The organism is Nocardiopsis sp. ATB16-24 (assembly GCF_030271535.1).
GTDB lineage: Bacteria > Actinomycetota > Actinomycetes > Streptosporangiales > Streptosporangiaceae > Nocardiopsis.
The window spans coordinates 199,471-215,133 of the sequence record NZ_JASCXJ010000003.1 but is presented as its reverse complement, the minus strand read 5'-3'; the positions used below and the strand labels follow the sequence as shown (position 1 = coordinate 215,133).

12 protein-coding genes are annotated in these 15,663 nt (G+C 70.5%); 7 read left to right on the top strand and 5 right to left on the bottom strand.

Translation table 11 applies throughout. The annotated features are described in order from the left end of the window. Positions 1-323 precede the first annotated feature (323 nt). The 5 genes from PFX91_RS05230 (at position 324) to PFX91_RS05210 (ending at position 4,954) form a co-directional block, all read left to right on the top strand. Positions 324-1,340 carry a sensor histidine kinase gene (locus PFX91_RS05230; RefSeq protein ID WP_285729806.1) on the top strand — a complete coding sequence of 339 codons (1,017 nt, stop codon included), beginning with the start codon at positions 324-326 and terminating at the stop codon, positions 1,338-1,340. Next, positions 1,337-2,164: a LytR/AlgR family response regulator transcription factor gene (locus PFX91_RS05225; protein WP_285729805.1), complete on the top strand. Its 828-nt coding sequence runs from the start codon at positions 1,337-1,339 to the stop codon at positions 2,162-2,164. Before PFX91_RS05230 ends, PFX91_RS05225 begins: the two co-directional genes overlap by 4 nt. Continuing rightward, on the top strand, positions 2,161-2,544 hold the full coding sequence (locus PFX91_RS05220) for a hypothetical protein (RefSeq protein WP_285729803.1): 384 nt from the start codon (positions 2,161-2,163) through the stop codon (positions 2,542-2,544). Before PFX91_RS05225 ends, PFX91_RS05220 begins: the two co-directional genes overlap by 4 nt. Then, positions 2,541-4,193 carry a sodium/solute symporter gene (locus PFX91_RS05215; protein ID WP_285729802.1) on the top strand — a complete coding sequence of 551 codons (1,653 nt, stop codon included), beginning with the start codon at positions 2,541-2,543 and terminating at the stop codon, positions 4,191-4,193. Before PFX91_RS05220 ends, PFX91_RS05215 begins: the two co-directional genes overlap by 4 nt. A gap of 77 nt (positions 4,194-4,270) precedes the next feature. After that, positions 4,271-4,954 (top strand): hypothetical protein, encoded by a 684-nt coding sequence (locus PFX91_RS05210; RefSeq protein WP_285729801.1) that lies wholly within the window; start codon positions 4,271-4,273, stop codon positions 4,952-4,954. Between the two features lie 16 nt (positions 4,955-4,970). On the opposite strand, the gene PFX91_RS05205 is transcribed toward PFX91_RS05210, so the two are convergent. The 3 genes from PFX91_RS05205 to PFX91_RS05195 all read right to left on the bottom strand — a co-directional run bounded on the left by PFX91_RS05205 (position 4,971) and on the right by PFX91_RS05195 (position 9,100). Further along, entirely contained in the window at positions 4,971-5,744 is a 774-nt protein-coding gene (locus PFX91_RS05205; protein ID WP_285729800.1) for a bestrophin-like domain, read from the bottom strand. A 269-nt stretch (positions 5,745-6,013) separates the two neighbouring features. Beyond that, positions 6,014-7,822: a phosphoenolpyruvate carboxykinase (GTP) gene (locus PFX91_RS05200; RefSeq protein ID WP_285730082.1), complete on the bottom strand. Its 1,809-nt coding sequence runs from the start codon at positions 7,820-7,822 to the stop codon at positions 6,014-6,016. A 366-nt stretch (positions 7,823-8,188) separates the two neighbouring features. Further along, positions 8,189-9,100, bottom strand: a complete 912-nt coding sequence (locus tag PFX91_RS05195) for a universal stress protein (protein ID WP_285729799.1) — start codon at positions 9,098-9,100, stop codon at positions 8,189-8,191. Positions 9,101-9,326: 226 nt separating this feature from the next. Here PFX91_RS05195 and PFX91_RS05190 point away from each other — a divergent pair, with 226 nt between their 5' ends. Next, on the top strand, positions 9,327-10,040 hold the full coding sequence (locus PFX91_RS05190) for a DUF998 domain-containing protein (RefSeq protein WP_285730081.1): 714 nt from the start codon (positions 9,327-9,329) through the stop codon (positions 10,038-10,040). Here the strand turns inward: PFX91_RS05190 and PFX91_RS05185 are convergent. Continuing rightward, on the bottom strand, positions 10,030-12,237 hold the full coding sequence (locus PFX91_RS05185) for a HelD family protein (RefSeq protein WP_285729798.1): 2,208 nt from the start codon (positions 12,235-12,237) through the stop codon (positions 10,030-10,032). The two genes, PFX91_RS05190 and PFX91_RS05185, sit on opposite strands and share 11 nt — an antisense overlap. A gap of 286 nt (positions 12,238-12,523) precedes the next feature. After that, positions 12,524-13,429: a type I pantothenate kinase gene (gene coaA, locus PFX91_RS05180; RefSeq protein WP_285730080.1), complete on the bottom strand. Its 906-nt coding sequence runs from the start codon at positions 13,427-13,429 to the stop codon at positions 12,524-12,526. Positions 13,430-13,761: 332 nt separating this feature from the next. Between coaA and glmS the strand changes: the two genes are divergently transcribed. Next, entirely contained in the window at positions 13,762-15,609 is a 1,848-nt protein-coding gene (gene glmS / locus PFX91_RS05175) for a glutamine--fructose-6-phosphate transaminase (isomerizing) (RefSeq protein WP_285729797.1), read from the top strand. Positions 15,610-15,663: the final 54 nt, after the last annotated feature.

Here is a 15,663-nt window from a genome sequence, read left to right as displayed (position 1 = left end):
GAACTCCCAGAAGAAAGGTAAGGAGCCATGCGCTCGGGGACGGCCATCGGTGGTCCGCCTCGACCGGAAGGCCCGCTCCGTTTCCGGTACGACCACCGCCCCGAGCCCTTCCCGGGCCCGTCGTCCCACAGGGCGACGGGCCCGGCCCGTGTTCGCAACGGACGCCCCTTCCACGCCATGAGGGCAGAAGACGACGCCCGCCATGTGAGCGTCGGCACATCCGGCTGGGATAGGGTCGTTCCGTGTCATATCGGTGGCTGTCGCGGATGTCCCCCTCCCGACGGCGCCCAGCGTCGTCGGAGCAGCGAGCGAGTGTCGCGTTGATGCGTCAGGTCCACGCCCTGGGCGTCGACCTCCAGGATGGGCTGCACGGCAGGAAGGTACCCGCGGCCGCACGGCGGCTGCGCCGGCTCCTGGACGTGGACGGCGTCGTACTCGCCGACCTGGACGGCCCCGTCGCCGGTAACGGCAGGCAACCCGACCCGCAGGAGGTCAAGGGTCTGCTCGCCCAGGTCTTCGAGTACGGCAGCAACACGCGCACCCGCCTGACGGACGGAACCTCGGTGTGCGCGGTCCCCCTGATCGTCGACGACGAACTCTCCGGCGCCCTGGTGGCCTCGGGCCATCCGGTGGAGGACGATGTCGAGGCCGCAGCGGCCCTGGTGTCGGACTGCCTGGACCACGCGGCCCTGCGCCGGACCCGGGCGCGCATCGCCGCCGCCGACCTTCGCACGCTCCGGGCACAGATCTCCCCGCACTTCGTGCACAACGCCCTGGCGGTGATCGCCGCGTTGGTGCGCACCGACCCCGACCGCGCCCGACACCTGCTGTCGGACTTCGCCGACTACCTGCGCTACGGCTTCTCCGAGAAGGGCGACTACGCGACGCTCTCAGAGGAACTGGAGGCCACGCAGACCTATCTCGAACTGCAACGCGCCCGGTTCCACGACCGGCTGGACATCACCGTGAGGATGGCCCCGGAGGTGCTGCCGGTGGCCGTTCCCTTCCTGGTGGTGCAGCCGATCGTGGAGAACGCCATCCGGCACGGGCTGGAGCGCAAGGAGGGGCGCGGCCACATCAGCGTCTCCGGTTTCGGGGAGGGCCCGCTGTGCGTCATCGAGATCGAGGACGACGGGGTGGGCATGCACCCCGAACTGGCCCGTTCCCTGCTGGCGGGGACGGGACCGGAGTCGCGTAGCGTCGGGCTGGCCAACGTGGACCAGAGGCTGCGCGCCGTCTACGGACCCGAGTACGGTCTGGTGATCGAGACCGCGCTCGGAGAGGGCACGAAGGTGACCGTGCGCATACCCAGGTTCACCAGGGGGGTGGTGGCACAGTGAAGCCCGAGCTCAAGGTGTTGGTCGTCGAGGACGAGGCCTCCACCCGCGAGGAGATGGCGTCCCTGCTCGGAGCCATGCCCGAGGTGGCGGAGGTCCTCGTGGCCGACAACGGGGCCACGGCCGTGCGACTGCTGGGGACCACCACGATCGACGCCGCGTTCCTGGACATCCTCATGCCCGGGCTGGACGGCATGGACGTGGCCAGGGTGCTGAACGTGCTCTCCGAACCGCCGTCCATCGTGTTCGTGACCGCCTCGGAGGCCCACGCCGTGGAGGCGTTCGGCATCGGCGCCGTGGACTACCTGCTCAAACCCATCCGGCCCGAACGCCTCGCCGAGGCCGTGGGCCGCATCGCCCAACTGCGTCACCCCAAGGGCGACATCACGCCCGCCGAGGACCTTCACGTGGTGCAGATCGACACGGGCAGACGCACGGTGTTCGTCAAGCGCGACGAGGTGCAGTTCGTGGAGGCCCAGGGCGACTACGTCCGGTTGCACACCGCCGACGGCGGCCACCTGATCCGGCTGTCGCTGTCGTACCTGGAGGAGGTGTGGGCCTCGGCGGGGTTCGTCCGGGTCCACCGTGGATACCTCGTCGCCATTCCGTGGGTGCGCGACCTTCGGGTGACCTCCTCCTCCGGTCTGGTGGCGGGTACGCCCGCCGGGGACGTACCGGTGAGCCGTCGCCACGGCCGCCACCTGCGCGCCCAACTCCTGGAGGCGGCCCGCCGCGACCAGCTGGGCCGGTCCGCGAACGCCCAGACCGGGCCCTCCTCCCGACCGCGCGGCGGTGAGGCCGACCACTCCTCCCGGCGGGTGCCATGAGCCCACGACGCGAGAAGCTGACCAGCCCCCAGACACGGATCGCCCTGGCCCGGGGCAACCGGCCCGCACAGCACCTGCTGCCTCTGCCGGGACCGGTGGACACCGAGGCGGCCCGCCGCCTCTTTCGCACCCAGCGGCGTGTCGCGGTGCGCACCGTGGCCCTGCTGTCACTGCTGCTGTTCGGCATGAGCGGGGCCTTCGCGGCCCTCCCCGTCCTGGGGAAGGTCAGGCTGTGGGACGTCCCGGTGTCGTGGCTGCTGTTGACGGTGGCCGTCTACCCGCTGTTGTTCGCGCTGGCACTGTGGCACGTGCGCTCGGCCGAGCGCGTGGAGGACCGGGCCTCGCCAAGGCGCCGAGCAGCCGGGGGGCGCGAGCGGTGATCTCGGTCCTGGCGATCGGGCTGGTCCTGGTCACCAGCCTGGTGATCGGCGTCTACGGAGTGCGGGCCGCCCGGTCCACCTCCGATTTCCTCGTGGCCTCGCGTCGGATCTCCCCCAACTGGAACGCGATGGCGATCGCCGGGGAGTACCTGTCGGCCGCCTCCGTGCTGGGACTGTCCGGACTGGTGCTCAAGAACGGCCTGGGCACCATGTGGTACGCGGTGGGGTTCACGGCGGGCTACGTGGCGGTGGTCGCCCTGGTGGCCGGGCCGATGCGCCGGTCGGGGGCGTACACGGTGCCCGACTTCGCCGAGTACCGGCTGGGGGCGCCGCGGTTGCGCAAGTTGTGCGGCTGCGTGGTCCTGGTGATCATGCTGCTGTACCTGGTGCCCCAGTTCAAGGGCGCGGGTGTGGTCCTGAGCCTGGTCAGCGGGACACCGTACTGGGTGGGGGTGCTGCTCGCGGGCCTGGTGGTGAGCGGGTCGATCGCCGCCGGCGGCATGCGGTCGGCGACCTACGTGCAGGCCTTCCACTACGTCGTCAAACTGGCCTTCCTCGCCATTCCCGCGATCTACCTGATGGTGCACTCCAGCCCCGACACCCGTACCCAGGCGCTGCACCCGGAGTGGGACACCCGGTTCCCCGAGAGGACCTCGGTGGAGTTCACCGTGGGGACCCGCTTCACCCTGGAGGAGCCGGTGAGGGTGACCACGCCCGGTGGCGGGGAGGTGGAGCTCGGCGCCGGAGAGCACACCGTGGCGGAGGGGACCGAGTACGCGTTCCCCGAGGGCGCGGCCATCCCCAGCCCGGTGGGACTGCCGGAACTGGGCAGTGAGCGGTGGAGCACGCCGTTGCTGAACGTGGGCGGCCACCCCCTGTTCGAGACGTGGTCGACCCTGCTGGCGATCACGCTCGGCTGTATGGGCCTGCCCCATGTCATCATGCGCTTCCACACGAGCCCGACGGCGCGGACCGCGCGCAGGGTCGCGGTGGGCGTGATCGCCCTGTTGGGTCTGTTCTACCTGTTCCCGACGGTGTACGGGCTCCTGGGCAGGGTGCTCACACCGCAGTTGGTGCTGTTGCAGGGCACCGACACGGTGGCGGTGGTACTGCCCGCGCAGGCGGTCCCGGGCTCGGTCGGCACGGTGCTGACCGCGTTGGTGGCGGCGGGTGCGTTCGGGGCGTTCCTGTCCACCTCCTCAGGGCTTTTGTTGGCGCTGGCCGGCGGATTGTCGCACGATCTGTTCCAGGGAAGTGTGCCGCGGCTGCGCCTGGCGGTGGCCGTGGGCGCGTGCGTGGCGGTGCTGCTCGCGTTGCCCGCGCAGATGACCGACATCAACGTGCTGGTGGTGTGGGCGTTCACCGTGGCGGCGTCCACGTTCTGTCCTTTGCTGGTCCTGGGGATCTGGTGGCGGCGTCTGACCCTGCCCGGCGCCGCTTGGGGGCTGATCGTGGGAGCGGTGACCGCGACCGGTGCGGTCGGATGGTCGATCCTGCTGCCCACCCCCGCGGGGTGGGCGACGGTGCTGTTGGCCCAACCCGCCGCCTGGACGATTCCGCTGGCCTTCGCCACGATGATCGTGGTCTCCAGGGTGACCCGGCCTCCGGACTGGGCCGAGCACGCGGTTCTTCGTCTGCACTCGCCCTGACCGGGCGGTTTCGGGTGCGGTGAGCGCGCCGGCCACGTACGATCACCACGTGCCCTGACAGCGACACGAGGAGTCACATGCCCCCCTCCCGTCGTTTCCTTCCCGCGTTGCTCGCCGTGAGCGCGCTTCTGTTCTCCGGTGGTGCCTCCTCCGCGCACGCCATGGAAGGCGACCCACCGGACACCGCCGTGGAGGTGGGGCCCGACGGGGTCGGTGTGAGGACGCCGGGCGCGCTGGTGGAGATCGACCCGGGCTCCTATGTGCTGGTGTGCGCCAACGGGGTGCGGGTGAAGGTCGGTGTGGGCGAGGCGCCCCCGTGCGACTCCTCGCCCGAGCCTCCTCCCGTTCCCCCGCCGCCTCAGGAGCCGCCGCCGGTGGAACCCGCCCCCGAGGAGCCGCCGGTGGAACCCGTTCCCGAGGAGCCCGTTCCCGAGGAGCCCGCTCCCCAGGAACCGGTTCCCGGCGAGCCCGAGAGGAGGGCGCCCACGGAGGTGGAGGCCGAGCCCGAGCCCGTCCACGTCGCTCCGGTCCTGGTCTCCGAAGAACGTGCGCCGGCCCCCGTGGAACCCTCCGCGCCACCGCCCGTGCCGACCGTGACGGAGGAGGTCGTCCGGGAGCAGCTCCTGGCGGACACCTCGACCTCCTCGGCGCAGCGACCCACCGGCGCCTTCACCCCCATGCGCACCATGGTGGTGCTCGTGGTGGTCGTCGCCGTGGTCGCCGCGGGTGCGGGCCGCGCCGCAGCGCGGCCCGCCGGCTGAGCGGCGAGGGTCCCGGTCACTGCGGATCCAGGGCGGCGTCGGTCCGGTCGAAGCCGGCCAGCGCCTCCTGGATCGCACCCGCGTCGTGGGCCAGGACGCCGGTGAAGGGGTTGCCCAGGTAGAACAGCATCACGATGGTGGCGAAGACGAACACCAGGTTGACCGAGGCCCAGAAGTAGGCCACGGCCGAGCGCTGCCGGAGCATGGCGAACGGCAGCACCGCCACGGCGACGGCGGAAAGGGCCGCGACGGCGTTCAGGAAGGGCGGGATCTCGTCCCCTGCGGCGTCGGCTCGTTCGATACGCGCGTCGGTGAGCTCGGCGAGTTCCTGGCGCGCGGTGAGACGGTCCAGCCCGTCACCGGTGTCGGACACCGACAGCGCCCGCACGGACGCGGCCAGGGCGGCGAGTGCCTGGTCGCCCTCGTCGCTCAACTCCCCGCTGTCCCGCATCCTCGGCCAGTCCTCCTCCACGACCGTGGTCATGTAGGCGCGCAACCGCTGACGCACCGCCTCCGCCTCGTCGTCGGGGAAGGCGGCCGTGCTCCAGTACAGGGACTCGGCCGCGCCCACCTCGTCGATCATCCCGTCCTCGGCTCCGGTGAAGTGCTCCCATCCGATCACCACCCCCATCGCCGCCGACGCGAGGTAGAGCGCGAGCACACAGGGGGCGACGACGACACTGACGGCACCCCCCGTGGACTCGTCGTCGACACGGAACCTACGGGCGGCGAGGAGGGCGCCGAGCACCATGGCGGCCAGGACTGCGAGGACGAGAAGCAGCGTCATCATGCGTATTCCCAGAGGAGGAGGGACCGGATCGAGTCCATCCGTAACACGCTCCGGGACGCCTTCTCAGCGGAAAGTAAGAACGCCCGGAAATGTCGCCTGGGCGCGCGAGACCGGGGAAGGGCCGCGAGGACCGGTCGCCTCGCCCCCGTAGCACGCCCGTCCCCTGCGGACGGTCCACCTGGATCGGGGGAGACGGGTGAGGGGGCGCGGGCACTCTCGTGCCCGCGCCCCCTCACATCGGTGGTCCTCCGTTCGGACCGTCGGCCCGATCAGTCCCCCAGACGCTTGAGCAGGGCGTGGTACTCGTCCCACAGCTCCTCGGGCAGGTGGTCGCCGAAGGTCTTGAAGAACTCCGGTACCAGGGCCGCCTCCTGCTTCCAGACGTCGTTGTCCACCTCCAGGACGAACTCCAGGTCCTCGGCGGAGATGTCCAGGCCCTCGGTGTCGATGGCTTCCGCGGTCGGCACCCGGCCGATCGGGGTCTCGACCGCGTCGGCCTCGCCCTCCAGGCGCTCGATGATCCACTTGATGACGCGGCTGTTCTCGCCGAAGCCGGGCCACACGATGCGGCCGTCCGCGTCCTTCTTGAACCAGTTGACGTAGAAGATGCGGGGCAGCTTGGACTCGTCGGCCTCCTTGCCCAGCTTCACCCAGTGGGCGAAGTAGTCGCCCATGTTGTAGCCGCAGAACGGCAGCATCGCGAAGGGGTCACGGCGCAGCTCGCCGACGGAGCCCTCGGCCGCGGCGGTCTTCTCCGAGGAGACGTTGGCGCCCAGGTACACGCCGTGCTGCCAGTCGAAGGACTCGGTGACCAGCGGTACGGCCGTGGCGCGACGACCGCCGAACAGGATGGCCGAGATGGGCACGCCCGCCGGGTCCTCCCACTCGTCGGCGATGGTGGGCGCCTGGCCCGCCGGGGTGGTGAACCGGGAGTTCGGGTGGGCCGCGGGCTCGTCGGAGTCCGGGGTCCAGGGGCGGCCCTTCCAGTCGGTGAGACCCGCGGGCGGCTCCTCGGTCAGGCCCTCCCACCACACGTCGCCGTCATCGGTCAGGGCGACGTTGGTGAAGATGCTGTTGCCCCACAGCGTCTTCACGGCGTTGGCGTTGGTCTTCTCACCGGTACCGGGCGCGACGCCGAAGAAACCGGCCTCGGGGTTGATGGCGCGCAGCCGCCCCTGGGCGTCGAAGCGCATCCAGGCGATGTCGTCGCCGACGGTCTCCACCTTCCACCCGGGGATGGTCGGCTGGAGCATGGCGAGGTTGGTCTTGCCACAGGCGCTCGGGAAGGCGGCGGCGACGTAGTGGGCCTTCCCCTTGGGCGGGGTGACCTTGAGGATGAGCATGTGCTCGGCGAGCCAGCCCTCGTCGCGGGCCATCACCGAGGCGATGCGCAGCGCGTAGCACTTCTTGCCGAGCAGGGCGTTGCCGCCGTAGCCCGAACCGTAGGACCAGATCTCGCGGGTCTCGGGGAAGTGCGAGATGTACTTGGTGGAGTTGCACGGCCAGGCCACGTCCTGCTGACCGGGCTCCAACGGGGCGCCCACCGAGTGGACGGCCTTGACGAACTCCCCGCGCTCCTCGATCAGGCGTAGGGCGGGGGTGCCCATGCGGGCCATGATGCGCATGGACACCACCACGTACGGCGAGTCGGTGATCTCGACGCCGAGCTGGGAGATGTCGCCTCCCAGCGGACCCATGCAGAAGGGCACGACGTACATGGTGCGTCCGCGCATCGCGCCGCGGAAGACCTCGCCGAAGGTGGCGCGCATCTCGTCCGGGGCGATCCAGTTGTTGGTCGGGCCCGCGTCCTCCTCGCGCTCGGAGCAGATGAAGGTGCGGTCCTCGACGCGCGCGACGTCGGTCGGGTCGGATTTGCAGTAGAAGCTGTTGGGGCGTTTGTCAGGGTTCAGGCGGATGAAGGTCCCCTGCTCGACCAGCTGGTCGGTCAGGCGGGTCCACTCCTGCTCCGAACCGTCACACCACACGATCTCGTCCGGCTGGGTGAGCTCGGCGACCTCACGAACCCAGGAGATGAGTTCTTCGTTATCGGTCGGGGCGGTGCCCACTTCGGTCCCCACGACAGTCACAGCGGCTCCTTAAGATCGAGATCTCTCGCATCATGAACGACGAGACCCCGCGGTGACCAATTGGTATAGTCCAATGGTCTATTAAAGGAACACGCGAAGACCAGGAATTCCTGCGTAGCAAGGGATCCGGTTGTCCTACCACCGGGTAGGCAGGGGCTCACACGGCGCCCACTCCACTACTGCTCGGAGCCGATTCCCCCGAGAACAGGGGGTTTCTCCCTCCAGAAGTGACACAGCGTGCCATTTGTCACATCCTCGGAAGGGGGTTGCGTGGACGGAACTAGACCAGTGTCCTTGGACCCGCCCTCCGAGAAGGGCATCGGACCACGTGGGCGGGCATGTGGGCACCGGAGGAGGTCAGCGCAGGATCGCCACGGGACCTTTGGCTCCGTGCAGGACGGAGTGGCTCACGGAGCCGAGCAGCAGCCCACGGAAACCACCCCGGCCACGCGAGCCCACCACGATGAGATCGGCGGGGGTGGCCTCCTCCAACAGGGCGACCACGGGGTGGGCGCGCACCACCCGTGTGCTCACCGCGACCCCCGGATGGCGCAGTCGGGCGTCGGCCAGCTCCTCCTCCAACGCCTGCCGCGCGGCCTCGGCGGCGGTCGCGTCGTCGAACAGCTCGGGAGGGATGGGGCCGGTGGCGGCGGCGAAGGCCACCAACGGCTGCCAGGCGCTCACCGCGACCAGTTCGGTCTCGGCGAACTCGGCCTGCGCGAAGGCGAAGTCGAGGGCCCGCACACTGGGTTCGGAACCGTCGACACCGACGATGATCCTCCCCCGCACCCCATGCGCGGAGGCGTGCTCATGAGGCAGCACGATGACCGGAACGGGAGAGCGCGCGGCCAGTTCGATGCCGACGGAGCCGACGAAGGCGGCCACGATCCCGCTCAGTCCGCGTGAACCCACCACCACCGCGACGGCGCCCTCCACCGAGGCCTCCGTGAGCAGGGCGTCGGCCGGGCGGGCGCGGGACAGACGGGTCTCCACCCGCAGTTCGGGGAAGAGCCGGGACACCCAGTCGCTCGCGTACTCCAGGAGGTGTTCGGCGCCCTGGAGCCCGGTCCCGCCCGGGGACGTCCCCGGGTCGACCCGTGTGCGCTCGGCGAACACACCGACGGAGGCCAACGCCCCGGCCGCCGCGACGATCCTCACTCCGAGCCCGCGCAGCATCGCCTGATGCGCCGACCATTCCAGCGCGTGGCGGCTGGAATCGGTCCCGTCGACTCCCACGATCACCCATCGCGCCGTGGATGCGCCGTCCATGCGTGCGCCCTTCTCGTCAGTCGATCCCCGTTTTCACCGCTCCTTGGCCGGTGTTTCCCGATCATGCCGTAGGAACACCCGACCGCGGATAACGGTGCCGCCGCGAGTTGGGTGACGCCGGGGGACGAAGGGCGTATCGTCCCATGACAACGGCGGATCCGAGGGCGCCGCATGGGTACTCCTCCCCCATGGGACACGGGACCGCCCGTGAGGACAGGGGGGCATGATGCCGCACTCCGCACAGCTGCACTGGGACCACCGGGACGGAAGGGTCGCGGCGGTGGTGGCCGCGATCGTGTACAGCCTGTGGGTCCTGGAGGTCATGCTGCCCAGCGGTGCCGCGCAGGGCGCCCTGGCCGACCAGGGGTCCACCTTCGCCCGGTTCCTCGAAAGCGCGAACCGCACCGCGGCGATCCTGGTGATACTCGCCGCCGGTCTGGGGCTCGGCCTGGGGGCGCGGGAGACCGGTCACCTACTGACCGCCTCGTGGTGGTCCATGGTCGTGTTCGGCGTGGCGTCGTTGGTCGCGACCCTGTTGCCGGGACCGTGCGTGGTCTCCACCGACGTGGTGTGCACGGCGGAGTCGCTGGTGGAGGGGGTGCCCGGCGCCACCCCCGCGCAGGCGGTGGTGGCGGCGACGGCGCTCCTGTCCGCGATGGCCGGTGTGATCCTCCTGGCACTGGACCGACGACGCCGTCACGACCGCACGTGGCCACTGGTGGCGCTCCTGGCCGTGCTCCAGTCGGTCGCGGCCGTGACCCTGGCCGTCATGGCCGTACGGATCCACGTGACCTCGGGCGACGGCGATCCGGGGGTCGTGTTCGGCTTCGCCCAGCGCGCGCACCTGGTGACGGTGGCCCTGTGGCTGCTGGCGACGGGTCTGTTGTCGGGACCATGGCGGCGGACCCGGGACGTCCACCGCACAAGGGTCAGTGGCTGACTCGCAGGACCTCCGGCAGGGGACGGGCGTGCACGACGTGCAGGGCGCTGACGGCACGGGTGAGCACCACGTAGAGCCGATTGGCGCCGCGTTCCTCCGCCTCCACGATGGCGGCGGGCTCCACGACCACGACCGCGTCGAACTCCAGGCCCTTGGCCAGGCCCGCGGGCACCGCGACCAGGCGACCGGCGTCCGCCTCGACTCCCTCCTCCCCGAGTACCGGCGTCGAAAGCCCCTCGGTCTCGAGCCTCTCCTTCAGCGCGGGCAGGTCGGCGTCGGCGGCGATGAGGCCGACGGATCCCTCCCCCCTGAGCGCGTCACGGCAGGCGTCGGCGACGGAGGCGGCGAGGTCGCCCTCGGCCCGTGTGAGGCGGAGCGCCCCGGGCGCACGGCGCACGGCCGTGGGCGCGAAGGGGTGGTCGGCGGGCCGTGTGAGGGAGCGTCCCGGGACCGGCGCGATGGTCGGCAACAGGCGGGCGGCGAAGTCGATGATCTGGGCGGGGACCCGGTAACCACGGTTCAGGACGCTCAGGTGACCGGTGGGTTTGCCGAGGTGTTCCATGAGCGTGGACCAGTCGGTCGCGGCGGAGGGACTCGTGCCCTGGGCGATGTCGCCCAGCACGGTGAACGACCCGGACACGCAGCGGCGGCCGAGGGCCCTGCACTGCATGGGGCTGAGGTCCTGGGCCTCGTCCACCACGATGTGGCCGAGGCCGGCGGGGCGTTCGATCAGCGCGGCGGCCTCGTCGATGAGCGCGAGGTCCTCCTCCGACCAGCGGGCCGACTTGGGGCCGCGAGGATCACCGGGGAGCAGGATCGCGGTCTGCTCGTCGGCGGTCAGCAGACCTTCGGCCGCCCTGGCGAGGCGCCGGGGGTCCGTGAGCAGTCCGAGGACCAGTGTGAGCGGATCGGCCTTGGGCCACATGGCCGTGACCGCCGAGCGCACGGCGGGATCCCGGCGCACCTGTGCGTGGGTGCGGTCGTCGCAGACCTCCCCCTGACTCTCCATGAGCGACAGGACGGTGTGCGCGATGCGGTGGGAGAGCAGTTCCCGGCCCGCGCCGTAGGCGACACCGCGTGTGGCCAGCTCGTCGAGGAGGGGGCGCAGGTCCTCGGGGTACAGGCGCAGGCGTCGTGATCCTCTGCGGACCACGACGGTCTCCTCAGGGGCGCGTAGACGGGACCACAGGTCACGGCGGAGCACCTCGGCCATGACCGCCCCGCCCTTGATCCTGGCGGCGCCGGGTTCCTCCACCCGGCGCACCCATCCGGCGGCGGGGCGGGCGCGTTCGGGAAGCCCGGCGGTGAGCATCTCGGTGACGGTGGTCTGTTGGACGTCGACCTCGCCCAGGGCCGGCAGGACGTCGCGGATGTAGGAGAGGAAGGAGCGGTTGGGCCCCACGATCGCCACTCCGGACCGGGAGAGGCGTTCACGCTCGGTGTAGAGCAGGAAGGCGACGCGGTGCAGGCCGACGGCGGTCTTGCCGGTACCGGGCGCGCCCTGTACGCACAGGGTGGTGGACAGCGGGGCACGGACCAGTCCGTCCTGCTCGGGCTGGATGGTGGCGACGATGTCGCGCATGGGGCCGGTGCGGGGACGCTCGATCTCGGCGCTGAGGAGTGCGCCGGTGTGCTGTCGCGCTCCATCCGGGGAGGAGGTGAGGTCCTCGTCCTCGAACGCGGTGAGCACCACCTCCGGGTCGGTGCGCGATCCGTGGTCGAGGGTGGTGAAGCCGTAACGACGGCGCGCCCGCACCCCCATCCGGTCGCCGGGCGAGGCCCGGTAGTAGGCGGCGCACAGGGGCGCGCGCCAGTCCAGGACCATGGGCCGTCCGTCGGCGTCGTGGATGTGCCGGCGGCCGACGTGCACCCGGTCGACCTCGGGGGTCGGGGCGTCTTCGGCGTCGGCGGATCCGGACGGCCCGTCCTCCAGGAAGACCGTGCCGGGCTCGAAGTCCAGACGGCCGAAGAACGGCGGGGTGCCGGGGACGTCGGCCAGGGCGGCCAGACGGCGCTCGCGACCGCGCCGCAGGGCCGCGTTGGTGACCTTGTCGTTGACGACGTCGCCGAGGACGAGTTCGCTGTCCTCGACGTCGCGGCGCATCCGCCGGAGGGCTTCGCGGGCGGCGGTGAGGTGATCGCGCTCGGCTTGGAGTCGCGGATCCACCGGTGGGGTCGAGGGATCGATCGTGGACATGCGGCGACCTCGGAGGGCTCGGCGGGACGGTGACGCGTCGGCACGCGTGCGCGGGTCCCGCCCCGGTCGCCACGGGGGCCCGGTTCGTTCCGATCCGTGAGAGCGCACCACGCCCCTTGGGGCGTGCGGCCGAAAAGAGGGTCCACCCTACCCGACCGTCGGAGCGTGGTCGAACCACTTCCCCGCGTCTTCGGGGGAGGCGAGGTGCGTGGGACGCCACGAAGGGGTCGGCACGCATGGGGCCTTCCAGTCGGGAAGGACGGGGGCGAGGGCGGGGGGACGGGGGTCAGGTCTTGCGCAGGCGCACCCTGCGGACACGATGGTCCTCGCCCTTGTACAGGACCAGGGTGGCCCGGCCCCGGGTGGGACGGATGTTCTCGATGAGGTTGACCTCGTTGATGGTGCGCCAGGTGTCGGACGCGAACTGGAGGGCGTCCTCCTCCCGGGTGCTGGTGGCCATGTGGTGGAAGTAGGAACGGGGGTCGGAGAAGGCCGTGCGGCGCAGTTCCCGGAAACGGTCGAGGTACCAGGCCCGGATGTTCTCGACCTTGGCGTCCACGTAGATGGAGAAGTCGAAGAAGTCGGCCACGGCCATGTGCCCGGCGGCGGCCGGCTGGAGGACGTTGATGCCCTCCACGATGAGGATGTCGGGGCGGCGTACGGTCTGCCGTTCGCCCCGGACGACGTCGTAGCGCAGGTGCGAGTAGACGGGGATGTCGATGCGGTCGGCGCCCGCCTTCATCTCCGACACGAAGCGCACCAGCGCGCGGCGGTCGTAGCTCTCCGGGAAACCCTTCCGCCGCATCAGCCCTCGCGCCTCCAGGACCGCGTTGGGGTGGAGGAAGTTGTCGGTGCTCACCAGCTCCACGTTCGGGTGGTTGGGCCACTGGGCGAGCAGGGAGCGCAGCAACCGCGCCGTGGTGGACTTGCCCACCGCGACACTGCCCGCCACACCGATGATGAACGGTGAGGGGCGACCGGACTCCCCGAGGAAGGCGCGCACCGCGGCGTGCCGCTGCTGGGTCGCGCCCACGTACAGGTTGAGCAGACGTGACAACGGCAGGTAGACGTCCCGCACGTCGTCCAGGGAGGTGGGGTCGGTGGTTCCGCGAAGCTCGGCGAGGTCCGTCTCGGTCAGGGAAAGGGGCGTGGAGGCCCGGAGCGCCGCCCAGGCCGCCCGGTCCAGTTCCACGTACGGCGTGGAGAAGCCGTTCTTCGTCGCGTGAGACACGGTTGACCACACTAGACGAGGCATCTCACCGCACCGGTCACGTGGTCCCCCCAACCCTGGCTCCGGGGAACGAACGTGCCCGAAAGCACACTTTCAGCGACACGGACCCAGATTTTTTTCTTCTGGTTCCAGCGAGGGTGGAACCGGTTCCACTCCGCGCCCACACCTCGCTCCCACCTGCGTGGTCTATCTCCAGTGCACCAAATGGTCTATACCGCTACCTGCGAAAACAGCCAGTGGTATGGAGAGGTGGTTGGTCGATTCCCGTCCCTTTCTCCCCTACGCTGGCGCCCATGTGCGGAATCGTTGGCTACGTCGGGCCGCAACCGGCGCTGGAGGTCGTCGTGGACGGCCTCGCGAGGTTGGAGTACCGCGGATATGACTCCGCGGGTGTGGCGGTGCTGGGCGACGGCGCCCTGCACACCGAGAAGAGAGCGGGCAAGCTCGCCAACCTGCGCGAGGCGTTGGAGAAGCGTCCGATCAACGGTGACGGAGCCGGCATCGGGCACACGCGCTGGGCCACCCACGGCGCTCCCAACGACGTCAACGCCCACCCCCACGTGGACGACGAACGCCGTGTCGCCGTCGTCCACAACGGGATCATCGAGAACTTCGCGACGCTGCGCCTGGAGTTGGAGGAGAAGGGCTGCAAGTTCGTCTCCGACACCGACACCGAGGTGACCGCGCACCTGCTCGCGCTGGAGGTGGCCGAGCACGGTGACCTCGCCGCGGCCATGCGCTCGGTGTGCAAGCGCCTGGAGGGCGCGTTCACCCTCGTCGCCACCTCCGTGGCCGATCCCGGCCTGGTCGTGGCCGCCCGCCGCAACTCACCGCTGGTCGTCGGTCTCGGTGAGGGTGAGAACTTCCTGGCCAGCGACGTGGCCGCGTTCATCGCGCACACCCGCGAGGCGGTCGAACTGGGCCAGGACCAGGTCGTGGAACTACGTGCCGACTCCGTGACCGTCACCGACTACGACGGCGCTCCCGTCGAGGTGAACGAGTACCACGTGGACTGGGACGTCTCGGCCGCCGAGAAGGGCGGATTCGACTACTTCATGCTCAAGGAGATCGTCGAGCAACCGCGGGCGGTGGCCGACACCCTCCTCGGACGCGTGTCGGCCGACGGCCGGCTCTCCCTGGACGAGATGCGGCTGTCCCCCGCCGACCTGCGCTCCGTCGAGAAGATCGTCATCATCGCCTGTGGGACCTCCTTCCACGCGGGCCTGATCGCCAAGTACGCGATCGAGCACTGGTGCCGTGTTCCGTGCGAGGTCGAGGTGGCCAGCGAGTTCCGGTACCGGGACCCGATCCTGGACCAGCAGACCCTGGTCATCGCCATCTCCCAGTCCGGCGAGAGCATGGACACCTTGATGGCGGTCCGTTACGCCCGTGAGCAGCGCGCCCGGGTCCTGGCCATCTGCAACGTCAATGGGTCGACGATTCCGCGTGAGTCCGACGGCGTGCTGTACACCCACGCGGGTCCGGAGGTCGGCGTGGCCGCCACCAAGACCTTCCTCACCCAGCTCGCCGCCTGCTACCTGGTCGGTCTGTACCTGGCCCAGGTGCGCGGGCTGAAGTTCGGCGACGAGATCAACACCGTGATCGCCCAGCTGGCTGCTATGCCCGAACAGGTGGAGCGGGTCCTGGGCACGGTGGAACCGGTCCGCGAGCTGGCCCGGTCGCTGGCGGGAGCGGACACCGTGCTGTTCCTCGGCCGTCACGTGGGCTACCCCGTGGCGTTGGAGGGCGCTCTCAAGCTCAAGGAACTGGCGTACATGCACGCCGAGGCGTTCGCCGCCGGTGAGCTCAAACACGGTCCGATCGCACTCATCGAGGACGGTCTGCCGGTCGTCATCGTGGTGCCCTCCCCCAAGGGCCGCAGCGTGCTGCACGACAAGGTCGTGTCCAACATCCAGGAGGTGCGCGCACGCGGCGCCCGCACCATCGTGATCGCCGAGGAGGGGGACGAGTCCGTCCGGCCCTACTCGGACGTGCTCATCGAGATCCCGGCGGTGCCGACCCTGCTCCAGCCGATCGTCTCCACCATCCCGATGCAGGTGTTCGCGTGCGAGTTGGCCCTGGCCAAGGGCAACGACGTGGACCGGCCGCGCAACCTGGCCAAGAGCGTCACGGTCGAATAAGTGGTCCCGCCGGGGGCGTGCTCGTCGGACGACCGCGGGCACGCCTCCGCGCCG